This is a genomic window from Exiguobacterium sp. s191 (assembly GCF_018618955.1).
Lineage (GTDB): Bacteria > Bacillota > Bacilli > Exiguobacteriales > Exiguobacteriaceae > Exiguobacterium_A > Exiguobacterium_A abrahamii.
Window position 1 is genome coordinate 22138 of sequence record NZ_JACSNC010000006.1, and the last position, 13606, is coordinate 35743.

Consider the following 13606-nt stretch of genomic DNA (forward strand, 5'->3'; position numbering starts at 1 on the left):
CTAGTATCAACTATCTATAGAAGAAAAATTAAAGTTTGATTTCGATGTCAACGCCCGATGGAAGTTCGAGACGCATAAGCGCATCAACAGTTTTCGGTGTTGGGTTAACGATGTCGATCAAACGTTTGTGTGTACGCATTTCGAACTGCTCACGAGCATCTTTGTACTTGTGAACGGCACGAAGTACTGTGTAGACCGCTTTCTCCGTTGGGAGTGGGATCGGACCAGATACAGTAGCACCTGAACGTTTTGCTGTGTCGACAATCTTCTCAGCCGATTGATCAAGCACGCGGTGATCGTATGCTTTCAAACGGATCCGAATTTTTTCATTTGCCATGTTATTTCCCTCCTTTTCGCCTATTTCGTAAATAGACATTCTCCGCGGAAATTTCCACACTAGCCATGGCAATGCCGCCTGGTGTGTCATAACCTCCCGCTTCATCGCGTTGTGTTTGTGACCAACATATTCTATCATACTGAATCACCAGCAAGAATGCAAGCACTAATAAAATAGAATATGTATTCAAGTCTCTCACCACTCGCACAAACACTTTCCTCAGTATATAAGATGTCAGACCATGTTGCAAGACTGTTTTCAAAGAAATGAAAAAAGGTCTTCCGCCACGGGAGACGGAAGACCTTTGTCTTAAAAATTACTCAACGATTTCTGTAACTGATCCAGCGCCTACTGTACGGCCACCTTCACGGATTGAGAAACGAGTTTCTTTTTCAAGAGCGATTGGTGCGATGAGTTCAACAGTCATTTCGATGTTGTCCCCAGGCATAACCATTTCAGTACCTTCTGGAAGTTGAACCATACCAGTTACGTCAGTTGTACGGAAGTAGAACTGCGGGCGGTAGTTCGCGAAGAATGGCGTGTGACGGCCACCCTCTTCTTTAGAAAGAACGTAAACTTGCGCTTTGAACTTTTTGTGTGGTGTGATTGTGTTTGGTTTCGCGAGAACTTGTCCACGCTCGATGTCGTCACGTGATACACCACGGAGAAGAGCACCGATGTTGTCGCCAGCTTCAGCATAGTCAAGAAGCTTACGGAACATCTCTACACCAGTACATACTGATTTTTTAGTTTCTTCGTGAAGACCAACGATTTCGATCTCGTCGTTGACTTTAAGAACTCCACGCTCAACGCGGCCAGTAGCAACTGTACCACGACCAGTGATTGAGAAGACATCCTCAACTGGCATCATGAAGTCTTTTTCAGTGTCACGAGTTGGTTCTGGGATGTACTCATCGACAGCTGACATGAGTTCAAGAATTTTTTCTTCCCATTTAGCTTCGCCGTTAAGCGCGCCAAGAGCAGAACCTTGGATAACTGGGAGGTCATCACCTGGGAAGTCGTACTCAGAAAGAAGCTCACGGATTTCCATTTCGACGAGCTCAAGAAGCTCTTCGTCGTCAACCATGTCAACTTTGTTCATGAATACTACGATGAAAGGAACACCTACTTGACGTGAAAGCAAGATGTGCTCACGTGTTTGTGGCATTGGACCATCTGTTGCAGAAACAACGAGGATCGCGCCGTCCATTTGTGCAGCACCAGTGATCATGTTTTTAACATAGTCAGCGTGACCTGGGCAGTCAACGTGTGCATAGTGGCGTTTTTCTGTTTCGTACTCGATGTGAGCTGTTGCGATTGTGATACCGCGCTCGCGCTCTTCTGGAGCACCATCGATTTGGTCAAACTTAGTTGCAGCTTTACCTTGTGCTTTTGCAAGTACAGCTGAGATAGCTGCTGTTAAAGTTGTTTTACCGTGGTCGACGTGGCCGATTGTACCAACGTTAACGTGCGGTTTAGAACGGTCGAATTTTTCCTTACCCATTCTGAATTCCTCCTCTATGTGTCTAATAATTTTTTATAACTAGGAAGGTGAGTCGTAAGATAACGTACACCTTCCTTAGCTTACACTAATCATAAAAGCGTGACAACCTGTGAAGGATTAGCCGTTTGCTTTTTTGATGATTTCTTCCGCAACTGATTTCGGTACTTCTTCGTAGTGATCGAAGTGCATCGAGTACGTTCCGCGACCTTGTGTGCGTGAACGAAGACCAGTAGCGTATCCGAACATTTCAGAAAGTGGAATCATTGAACGGACAACTTGAGCGTTACCGCGTGCTTCCATACCTTCTACGCGACCACGGCGTGATGTAACATCACCCATGATGTCTCCCATGTATTCGTCTGGGATGACGATTTCAACTTTCATCATTGGCTCAAGGATAACAGCGCCGCTCTTATCTTTAAGTTGTTTGACTGCCATTGAAGCCGCAACTTTAAATGCCATCTCGTTTGAATCGACATCGTGGTACGATCCGAAGACGAGTGAAGCTTTTACGTCAACGACCGGGTAACCAGCAAGGATACCGTTTTGAAGTGCTTCTTCGATTCCGTGCTCAACCGCTGGGATGTATTCACGTGGAACAACACCACCGACGATTTTGTTGTTGAACTCGAAGCCAGCGCCTTCTTCGTTCGGCTCGAATTCTACGACGACGTGACCATACTGACCACGACCACCAGATTGACGAGCGAACTTCGAATCGATCTTCGCCGCTTGGCGGATCGTTTCACGGTAAGCTACTTGTGGAGCACCAACGTTTGCTTCGACTTTGAACTCGCGACGCATACGGTCAACGATGATGTCGAGGTGAAGCTCACCCATACCTGAGATGATCGTTTGACCAGTCTCTGGGTTTGTTTCAGTGCGGAACGTTGGATCCTCTTCAGCAAGCTTAGCGAGGGCTTGACCCATTTTATCTTGGTCAGCTTTCGTTTTTGGTTCGATAGCGACCGAGATAACTGGTTCTGGGAATGTCATTGATTCGAGAACGACGTTGTCTTTCTCTGCACAAAGCGTATCTCCAGTAGTTGTATCTTTCAAACCTACAGCTGCAGCGATGTCACCCGCGTATACCATCGGGATTTCTTCACGGCTGTTTGCGTGCATTTGAAGGATACGTCCAAGACGCTCACGTTTGCCTTTTGTTGAGTTTTTAACGTACGATCCTGCCGAAGCTGTACCAGAGTACACACGGAAGAATGTAAGTTTACCGACGTAAGGGTCAGTCATGACTTTGAACGCGAGTGCAGAGAATGGTGCTTCGTCCGAAGACTCACGCACGATTTCTTCATCCGTATCCATGTCGATACCTGAGATCGCTTTTACGTCGATTGGTGATGGGAGGTAATCGAGAACTGCGTCAAGCATAAGCTGAACACCTTTGTTCTTGAATGCCGAACCTACGAGTACAGGATAGAAGTCAACTGTCAGAGTTGCTTTACGGATAGCCGCTTTCAACTCGTCGATTGTGATTTCTTCACCCTCGAGGTATTTCATCATCAATTCTTCTTCGTAATCCGCAACTGCTTCGATCAATGATCCACGGAGTTCTTCAGCTTGATCAGCGAGATCAGCTGGGAAACCGTCAGTCACTTCGATGTCAGTTCCGAGATCGTTGCCGTACATGTATGTTTTCTGTTCGACGAGGTCGATGATTCCTTTGAATTCATCTTCCGCACCGATTGGAATTTGGATCGCGTGTGCGTTCGCTTGGAGGCGTTCGCGAAGCGTTCCAACCGAGTACAAGAAGTCTGCACCGATTTTATCCATTTTGTTAACGAAAACGATACGTGGTACGCCGTAAGTTGTAGCTTGGCGCCATACTGTCTCAGTTTGTGGCTCAACACCAGACTGAGCGTCAAGTACTGCTACCGCACCATCAAGTACGCGAAGTGAACGTTCAACCTCAACTGTGAAGTCTACGTGTCCAGGTGTATCGATGATGTTTACGCGGTTACCTTTCCATTGAGCAGTTGTTGCTGCCGATGTAATCGTGATCCCACGCTCTTGCTCTTGCTCCATCCAGTCCATTTGTGAAGCACCTTCGTGCGTTTCACCAATCTTGTGGATACGACCCGTGTAATACAGGATACGCTCAGTCGTTGTTGTTTTACCAGCATCGATGTGAGCCATGATCCCGATGTTACGAGTGTTCTTAAGGGAGAATTCTCTTGCCATCTTTAAACATTCTCCTTTCGCATTTTAGTTTAGTGGTCGTGTGTTGCCACACGTCATGACTATACCCGAAAGCCACCTCATAATTCCATTAAAAATGGCATGCATGAGGTGGTGATTTTCGGAATTACCAGCGGTAGTGAGCAAACGCTTTGTTCGCTTCCGCCATTTTGTGCATATCTTCGCGCTTCTTAACAGAAGCACCAGTGTTGTTTGCAGCGTCCATGATTTCGTTAGCAAGGCGCGCATCCATAGTTTTTTCGTTACGGAGACGTGAGTAGTTCACGAGGTAACGAAGTGCGAGTGTCGTACGACGCTCTGGGCGAACTTCGACAGGAACTTGATAGTTAGCTCCACCTACACGGCGTGCTTTAACTTCAAGAACTGGCATGATGTTGTTCATCGCTTCTTCAAAGACTTCCATTGCATCGCGACCTGAACGTTCAGCGATAGTTTCGAAAGCTTTGTATAAGATTTGTTGAGCAGTACCTTTTTTACCATCTAACATAAGACGGTTGATAAGGCGGGTAACGAGTTTAGAGTTGTAGATCGGATCAGCCATTACATCACGACGTTCTGCTTGACCTTTACGTGGCATTCCGAGTCCCTCCTTTCATATAGTGAGGTGATATCTTAAGATATCTAGATTATTTTTTAACTTTAGGACGTTTAGTACCGTATTTCGAACGACCTTGCATACGGCCGTCAACACCAGCTGTATCAAGCGCACCACGAACGATGTGGTAACGTACCCCTGGTAAGTCTTTTACGCGGCCGCCGCGGATAAGAACAACACTGTGCTCTTGAAGGTTGTGGCCGATACCTGGGATGTAAGCTGTTACTTCCATTGTGTTCGTCAAACGTACACGTGCGTATTTACGAAGAGCCGAGTTCGGTTTCTTCGGAGTCATTGTACCTACACGAGTACAAACACCACGTTTTTGTGGTGAGCTGATGTCAGTACGAGCTTTAATGAAGCTGTTGTACCCTTTGTTCAGCGCTGGCGAATCTGATTTCACAACTTTTGATTGACGTCCTTTACGGACTAATTGGTTGATAGTAGGCATCTTTGAGATCCTCCCTTCCTGAATTCATGACAAATTTCAAAACCACCGAGCCGGGTGGTTCATCGAAAGTCATAATGAAACGTTTTGCGTGGCTCAGGCATTCCATCGCCACACAAAACGCATTATCAAACTTTCTTAATGGCAACAGCGGTTGCTGCGACATCGATTCCACAAGCTTTTCCAAGCTCTTGCTTAGAAGGAACATTCACGACTGGAACGTTAGCTTGTTTCGCCGCATCGAGCAATGCTTGTTTTACGTGTTCATCTGCGTCATCCGCAATGATCACTTCCGACGCCTTGCCAGATCGCAATGCTTTGAGCGTTTGCTTTTGACCGACAAACTTCAAATCTGCGCCGACTACTTTTTTGTAAGACATGAAGATATCCTCCAAAATAACACAGCCGGTTGGCAACACTATATCATAGTAGCACCGCCATACCGGCGTGTCAAGGCGTTTTATTCTACCGGAGAATCGGCTTCTACAGGTGCTTCGCCAGCTACTTCGAGATCGATCTGACGGTAACGTGCCATCCCAGTACCAGCTGGAACCAACTTACCGATGATGACGTTCTCTTTCAAGCCGCGAAGGTAGTCGCTCTTCCCTTTAATCGCTGCATCCGTAAGGACACGAGTCGTTTCTTGGAACGACGCAGCCGATAGGAATGAATCTGTTTCAAGTGACGCTTTCGTGATACCGAGAAGAACTGGTTTCGCCGAAGCGAGGGCTTTCCCGTTACGGAGCGCTTCTTTACAAGCTTCCTTGAACGTGCTGATATCGACGAGCGAACCTGGTAAGAGTGAAGTCTCACCAGACTCGATGACACGTACGCGACGGATCATTTGGCGAACCATGACCTCGACGTGTTTGTCACCGATCTCAACCCCTTGCATCCGGTATACTTTTTGAACTTCTTGGAGCAAGTAGTTCTGAACGCCGGATACACCTTTAACGTTCAAGAGTTCTTTCGGATCGATCGAACCTTCCGTGAAGACTTGACCGGCTTTGACCTCGTCCCCGAGCTGAACACGTAGACGCGAACCGAATGGGATCGTGTATGTGCGTGTTTCGCTGAGTCCTTGGACCGTCAATTCACGTTTGTCACGCGATTCCGTGAAGTCGATGACTTGACCATCGATTTCCGAGATGACCGCTTGACCTTTCGGGTTACGCGCTTCGAACAACTCTTGGATACGCGGAAGACCTTGTGTGATATCATCCCCGGCAACCCCACCTGTGTGGAAGGTACGCATCGTAAGCTGCGTTCCTGGCTCACCGATTGATTGTGCCGCGATGATACCGACAGCTTCGCCGACTTCGACGTCGTTGCCTGTTGCCAAGTTGCGTCCGTAACATTTCTTACAGACACCATGGCTTGTGTTACATGTGAAGGCAGTGCGGATCTCAACGTTATCGACACCTGCGTCCGTGATTGCACGCGCGATGTCTTCATCGATGAGTTCGTTCGTTGAAACGAGGACTTCTCCTGTTTCTGGGTGAACGACGTTTTCGAATGCAGTACGGCCGACGAGACGGTCGTAGAGGCTTTCGATCTCTTCCGTTCCTTCACGGAGTGCTGTGACGCGGATACCACGATCCGTTCCACAATCATCTTCACGGATGATGACGTCTTGAGCAACGTCAACAAGACGACGAGTCAGGTAACCTGAGTCAGCCGTTTTCAAGGCTGTATCGGCAAGACCTTTACGTGCACCGTGTGTCGAGATGAAGTATTCCTGTACCGTTAGACCTTCACGGAACGATGATTTGATCGGGAGCTCGATGATCCGTCCACTTGGAGCGGCCATGAGTCCACGCATACCAGCGAGCTGCGTGAAGTTCGACGCGTTACCACGGGCACCGGAGTCACTCATCATGAAGATCGGGTTGAGACGGTTGAGGGATTTCATCAGACGAGACTGAATTTCATCCTTCGCATCATTCCACGATTTAACGACGCGCTCATAGCGCTCGTCTTCTGTGATGAGACCACGACGGTACGATTTCATGACGCGGTCGACATTGTCCTGCGCTTCAACAAGAATTTCTTGTTTATCTGGAAGAACGATGATGTCCGCGATCCCTACCGTGATACCGGCACGAGTCGAGTGTTTGAATCCGAGGTTTTTCATGCGGTCGAGCATGCGGCTTGTTTCTGTCGTCTCAAACCGTTTGAAGACTTCCGCGATGACATTTCCAAGGAATCCTTTTTTGAACGGGTCGATGATCGGACGGTTCTTCAGTTCTGCCGCGACATCTGTTCCTTTTTCAAGGAAGTACTTGTCTGGCGTCGCTTCTTGAAGGTTCGTCATCGTTGGTTCGTTCAAGTAAGGGAACGTCGTTGGGAGGATCTCGTTGAAGATCAACTTACCGACTGTTGTAATCAATAATTTCTCGTTTTGCTCTTCCGTGAATGTCGGGTTTTTCAGAACGCCGGCTGGAATCGCAACACGTGTATGGAAGTGCGCATAACCGTTTTGGTAAGCGATGAGCGCTTCGTTCACTGTCGAGAAGATTTTACCTTCGCCGATCGCGTTTTCGCGCTCGAGCGTGAGGTAGTAGTTACCGAGGACCATATCCTGCGATGGTGTAACGACAGGTTTACCGTCTTTCGGGTTCAAGATGTTTTGTGCAGCGAGCATGAGAAGACGTGCTTCTGCTTGTGCTTCTGCCGAAAGTGGTACGTGAACCGCCATTTGGTCACCATCGAAATCGGCGTTGTACGCCGTACATACGAGTGGGTGAAGGCGAATCGCGCGTCCTTCGACGAGCGTTGGTTCGAATGCCTGGATACCGAGACGGTGAAGTGTCGGTGCACGGTTCAAGAGAACCGGATGCTCACGGATGACTTCTTCGAGGACATCCCAGATTTCAGGTTGAACGCGCTCGATTTTCCGTTTCGCACTCTTAATGTTCGGTGCGATGCCACGAGAGACGAGTTCTTTCATGACGAACGGTTTGAAGAGCTCAAGGGCCATTTCTTTTGGAAGACCACATTGATACATCTTCAGGTTTGGACCAACGACGATAACCGAACGACCAGAGTAGTCGACACGTTTACCGAGCAAGTTTTGACGGAAACGTCCTTGTTTCCCTTTCAACATGTGTGAAAGTGATTTAAGTGGACGGTTACCTGGTCCAGTGACTGGACGACCACGACGACCGTTATCGATCAAAGCATCGACTGCTTCTTGAAGCATCCGTTTTTCATTCTGAACGATGATGTTCGGAGCGCCAAGGTCAAGAAGACGCTTGAGACGGTTGTTACGGTTGATGACGCGGCGGTACAAGTCGTTCAAGTCAGACGTTGCGAAACGTCCGCCATCGAGTTGAACCATCGGACGAAGTTCCGGTGGGATGACTGGAAGTACTTCAAGCACCATCCATTCCGGATTGTTGCCTGAGTTACGGAACGCATCGAGGACTTCAAGGCGTTTGATCGCACGCGTACGACGTTGTCCTTGAATCATACGAAGCTCTTCACGTAATGCAGCGACTTCTTTATCGAGTTCCACGTCACGGAGCAATTTACGAACTGCTTCCGCACCCATTTCAGCAGTGAACGAACGACCGAACTTCTCACGATATGCACGGTATTCTTTCTCTGAAAGGAGTTGTTTCTTCTCAAGTGTCGATTCGCCTGGATCTGTGACGACGTACGACGCGAAGTAGATGATCTCTTCTAACGCACGCGGTGACATGTCGAGGACGAGTCCCATACGGCTAGGAATTCCTTTGAAGTACCAGATGTGCGAAACCGGTGCTGCGAGCTCGATGTGACCCATGCGCTCACGACGGACTTTCGACTTCGTGACTTCAACGCCACAGCGGTCACAAATGATTCCTTTATAGCGGATCCGTTTGTATTTACCACAGTAACATTCCCAGTCTTTTGTTGGACCAAAGATACGTTCACAGAACAAACCGTCTTTCTCCGGTTTGAGTGTACGATAGTTGATCGTCTCCGGCTTTTTCACTTCCCCGAAAGACCATGAACGGATCTTTTCGGGGGAAGCGAGGCCGATTTGCATATATTCAAATCTATTAACATCTACCAAGGGGTGGACCTCCCTTTCGCTTATTCCTCTTCAGTAACAACTGGTGCGACAGGCGCTTGAACTTCTTCGAGTGCTGGAGTCGCGTTCGGGATATTGTCCTCGTCTTCGTCGCGCATTTCGATTTCTTCATCATCAGCAGACATCATCTTGACGTCCATACCGAGGGATTGAAGCTCTTTAATGAGGACTCGGAACGATTCCGGTACGCCCGGTTGTGGTACATTCTCACCTTTGACGATTGCTTCGTACGCTTTAACACGACCGATCGTGTCATCCGACTTGATTGTAAGGATCTCTTGGAGCGTGTAGGCTGCGCCGTATGCTTCAAGTGCCCATACTTCCATCTCACCGAAACGCTGACCACCGAACTGGGCTTTACCACCGAGCGGTTGTTGTGTGACGAGTGAGTATGGTCCTGTCGAACGTGCGTGAAGTTTATCATCGACCATGTGAGCAAGTTTAATCATATACATGACACCGACAGAGATGCGGTTATCGAACGCTTCACCCGAACGACCATCATAAAGGACAGTCTTCGCGTCGCGATCCATACCTGCTTCTTCAATCGTTGCCCAAACATCTTCCTCACGCGCACCATCGAATACCGGTGATGCGACTTTGATGCCGAGTTGACGTGCTGCCATCCCGAGGTGAAGCTCGAGCAACTGCCCGATGTTCATCCGTGATGGAACCCCAAGTGGGTTCAACATGATGTCAATTGGCGTACCGTCTGGCATGTACGGCATGTCTTCTTCTGGAAGGATACGCGAGATAACACCTTTGTTACCGTGACGACCCGCCATTTTGTCACCCTCGTGAATCTTACGCTTCTGAACGATGTAAGCACGGATCAACTGGTTGACACCAGGTGAGAGCTCGTCCCCATTATCGCGGTCGAAGATTTTGACGTCGAGGATGATTCCATCACCACCGTGTGGTACACGGAGAGATGTATCACGGACTTCACGTGCTTTTTCACCGAAGATTGCATGAAGAAGACGTTCTTCCGCTGTCAATTCCGTTACACCCTTCGGCGTAACTTTACCGACGAGGATATCGCCGTCCTTGACTTCCGCACCGACGCGGATGATTCCGCGATCGTCGAGGTTTTTCAAGGCATCATCACCGACGTTCGGAATATCACGTGTGATTTCTTCCGGTCCGAGTTTCGTATCACGCGACTCACATTCGTATTCTTCGATGTGAATCGATGTGTAGACGTCGTCTTTGACAAGACGCTCACTCATGATGACAGCATCCTCATAGTTGTAACCATCCCATGTCATGAAACCGACGAGTACGTTGCGACCAAGCGCAAGTTCCCCACCGTCCATCGATGGACCATCTGCAAGGATCTCGCCTTTATCGACTGGGTCGCCTGCTTTGATGATTGGTTTTTGGTTATAACACGTTCCTTGGTTAGAACGGATGAATTTTTGAATCTTGTAACGGTCGAGTTCCCCTTCAACGATGTTGCCATCGACTTCCGTCGTACGACGGACAAGGATTTCACGCGCCGTGACACGCTCAGCGATCCCTGCGTGCTTCGCAACGACAGCGGCTCCTGAGTCTTTCGCAGACACGTACTCCATTCCTGTACCGACAATCGGAGATTCCGGGTTCAGAAGTGGGACGGCCTGACGTTGCATGTTCGCTCCCATGAGGGCACGGTTCGAGTCATCGTTCTCAAGGAACGGGATACAAGCCGTTGCGGCAGATACAACCTGCTTCGGTGAAACGTCCATGTAATCGACACGTGCTGGTTCGACAGACAAGTTTTGTCCACGGAAACGTGAAAGGACGTGTGAATCTTTAAACGTCTTCTCTTCCGTCAACAACATGTTTGCCTGTGCGACGACGTAGAGATCCTCTTCGTCAGCAGTCATGTAGTGGATTTCATCCGTGACAACGCCCGTTTCCGGATCGACACGACGATATGGCGCTTCGATGAAGCCGTACTCATTGACCTTCGCGTACGAAGACAACGAGTTGATCAAACCGATGTTTGGTCCCTCTGGCGTTTCGATCGGACACATACGGGAATAGTGCGAGTAGTGTACGTCACGAACTTCGAAACCAGCGCGCTCACGTGTCAAACCACCAGGTCCGAGTGCTGAAAGACGACGTTTGTGCGTCAATTCCGCAAGCGGGTTCGTTTGGTCCATGAACTGAGACAACTGCGAGCTACCGAAGAACTCTTTAATCGATGCGATAACTGGACGAATGTTGATCAATGCCTGTGGCGTGATCGCATTCTGATCCTGAATCGACATCCGTTCCTTAACGACACGTTCCATCCGTGAGAGACCGATCCGGAATTGGTTCTGGAGCAGCTCACCGACTGAACGAAGACGACGGTTACCGAGGTGGTCGATATCGTCTGTCGTACCGACTTCATGCAACAAGTTGAAGAAGTAGTTGATGGAAGCAATCATGTCAGCAGGCGTGATGTGCTTGATGTCACGATCGATGTTACCGTTACCGATGATATTGATGATGCGTTCACCTTCAGCATCGTCCGGTGCGAACACCTTGATTGACTGTAAGTTGAAAGCCTCACCCTGCGTCACGCCGCCTGTAGGCGTCGCTTCGATGTAACCAACGGATCCTTCGAGGAATGGAAGGACTTTATCGAGCATACGACGATCAAGGACCGTTCCTGCTTCCGCGATGACTTCACCTGTCTCAGGATCAACAAGCGTTTCCGCGAGTTTTTGACCGAAGAGACGGTTCTTAAGATGAAGCTTTTTATTGATTTTATAACGACCAACGTTTGCCAAATCATAACGTTTCGGGTCAAAGAAGCGCGACACGAGCAACGCTTTTGCGTTTTCGACTGTCGGCGGCTCTCCCGGACGTAGACGCTCATAAATCTCGATGAGGGCTTTTTCCGTTGATTCCGTATTATCTTTTTCAAGTGAATTCCGGAGGTACTCATCATCACCGAGAAGATCGATGATTTCCTGATCCGTACCGAAACCAAGAGCACGTAAAAGAACCGTTACTGGAATCTTACGCGTGCGATCAATGCGAACATAAACGATGTCTTTCGCGTCTGTCTCGAGCTCGAGCCATGCACCACGGTTTGGGATGACTGTCGCGGAGAATCCACGCTTACCGTTCTTATCTAACTTATTGTTGTAATAAACACTTGGCGAACGAACAAGCTGCGAAACGATTACGCGCTCCGCTCCATTGATGATGAATGTTCCCGACTCCGTCATAAGCGGGAAGTCACCCATGAAGACTTCTTGTTCTTTCAATTCACCCGTCTCTTTATTTTGAAGACGGACTTTAACGCGTAGTGGTGCCGAATAGGTCACGTCGCGCTCTTTCGATTCATCGATCGAATACTTCGGCTCTCCGAGCGAGTAGTCGATGAATTCTAATACGAGATTCCCTGTGAAATCGGAAATCGGCGAAATGTCATGAAACATCTCACGAAGACCTTCCCGCAGGAACCACTCATACGAATTCGTTTGAATCTCGATTAAGTTTGGAAGTTCCAATACTTCGCTGATACGTGCATAGCTTCTTCTCTGACGGTGACGACCGTACTGAACAAGTTGACCAGTCAACTGATTCACCTCTCAGACCCACTTCTTCTTATAGAGAAGGACGGGTGTAATATCGAACATTGAAGCCATTTTTTGATTGATAAGCGCAAAAAAGCGACGTCTTGTCTACTTAATCATCTGTAGTCGAGAACGCCAGCTGCTTTCAAACATCTTATCCAAAAATCACTCCAATGGCATTTTATAATACTATCATAGACACAACATGCGGTCAACGACAAATCCTTCGATTTGTCAAGACCGAATTGATTTAAATATCGAGTACCCTTTATCGCGGGTAACTGTCTCACACATACCGAATACGTCTTCCATCAATTTCTTCGCTGATGGTCCACCTTGTTTCTTTTGAATGACGACCCAAAGCTCGCCGCCGACGACAAGGTGATCATACGCTTCCCGGAGAATACGATGAACGACCGTTTTTCCCGCCCGAATCGGTGGATTCGTCACGATCGCTGCGAATGTCGATTCGCCTACCCCATCATACCCGTCACTCACACCGGTCGTCACGGAAACACCGTTCGCGCGCGCATTGTCTGCCGCTAGTTCGAGCGCCCGTTCATTGACATCGATCAAGTGCGCCGGACGACCCGTCGACTTCGAAAGCGCGATGCCCATCGGTCCGTATCCGCAACCGACATCCAAAATGTCTCCCGCTACAGCCGGTTCCGTGAATGCCTCGATCAACAGACGGGAACCAAAATCGATTCCGTTCTTCGAAAAGACACCATGGTCCGATGTAAAGCGGAGCGTCTGACCACGCAGGACATATTCCCACGTCTTCGGATCTCGTTTCGATGAAGGGTCATTCGTATAATAATGATCCGCCATGTTTCCTTCCCCTCTCATGTAAAAGATGAAAACAAAAGAAGC

The 13606-nt window shown here is 48.6% G+C and carries 9 protein-coding genes; all 9 read right to left on the reverse strand.

Features of this window, described 5'->3' with window-relative positions; all coding sequences use genetic code 11:
- Positions 1-28: 28 nt before the first annotated feature.
- Positions 29-337, reverse strand: a complete 309-nt coding sequence (gene rpsJ / locus KNQ09_RS16815) for a 30S ribosomal protein S10 (protein ID WP_029343090.1) — start codon at positions 335-337, stop codon at positions 29-31.
- Between the two features lie 316 nt (positions 338-653).
- Positions 654-1841, reverse strand: coding sequence for an elongation factor Tu (tuf, locus tag KNQ09_RS16820; RefSeq protein WP_058266098.1), 1188 nt, complete (start codon positions 1839-1841; stop codon positions 654-656).
- Positions 1842-1958: 117 nt separating this feature from the next.
- Entirely contained in the window at positions 1959-4037 is a 2079-nt protein-coding gene (fusA, locus tag KNQ09_RS16825; RefSeq protein ID WP_050677142.1) for an elongation factor G, read from the reverse strand.
- A 124-nt stretch (positions 4038-4161) separates the two neighbouring features.
- Positions 4162-4632, reverse strand: coding sequence for a 30S ribosomal protein S7 (gene rpsG, locus KNQ09_RS16830; RefSeq protein ID WP_023466623.1), 471 nt, complete (start codon positions 4630-4632; stop codon positions 4162-4164).
- A gap of 49 nt (positions 4633-4681) precedes the next feature.
- The gene (rpsL, locus tag KNQ09_RS16835; protein WP_023466621.1) at positions 4682-5101 is read right to left on the reverse strand and encodes a 30S ribosomal protein S12; all 420 of its coding nucleotides are present in this window, start codon (positions 5099-5101) and stop codon (positions 4682-4684) included.
- Between the two features lie 125 nt (positions 5102-5226).
- Positions 5227-5478 (reverse strand): ribosomal L7Ae/L30e/S12e/Gadd45 family protein, encoded by a 252-nt coding sequence (locus KNQ09_RS16840; protein WP_023466620.1) that lies wholly within the window; start codon positions 5476-5478, stop codon positions 5227-5229.
- A gap of 80 nt (positions 5479-5558) precedes the next feature.
- Positions 5559-9158, reverse strand: a complete 3600-nt coding sequence (rpoC, locus tag KNQ09_RS16845; RefSeq protein WP_050677143.1) for a DNA-directed RNA polymerase subunit beta' — start codon at positions 9156-9158, stop codon at positions 5559-5561.
- 20 nt (positions 9159-9178) lie between these two features.
- Positions 9179-12736, reverse strand: coding sequence for a DNA-directed RNA polymerase subunit beta (gene rpoB / locus KNQ09_RS16850; protein WP_064300988.1), 3558 nt, complete (start codon positions 12734-12736; stop codon positions 9179-9181).
- A gap of 231 nt (positions 12737-12967) precedes the next feature.
- Positions 12968-13564, reverse strand: coding sequence for a class I SAM-dependent methyltransferase (locus KNQ09_RS16855; RefSeq protein WP_023466614.1), 597 nt, complete (start codon positions 13562-13564; stop codon positions 12968-12970).
- Between the last annotated feature and the right edge of the window lie 42 nt (positions 13565-13606).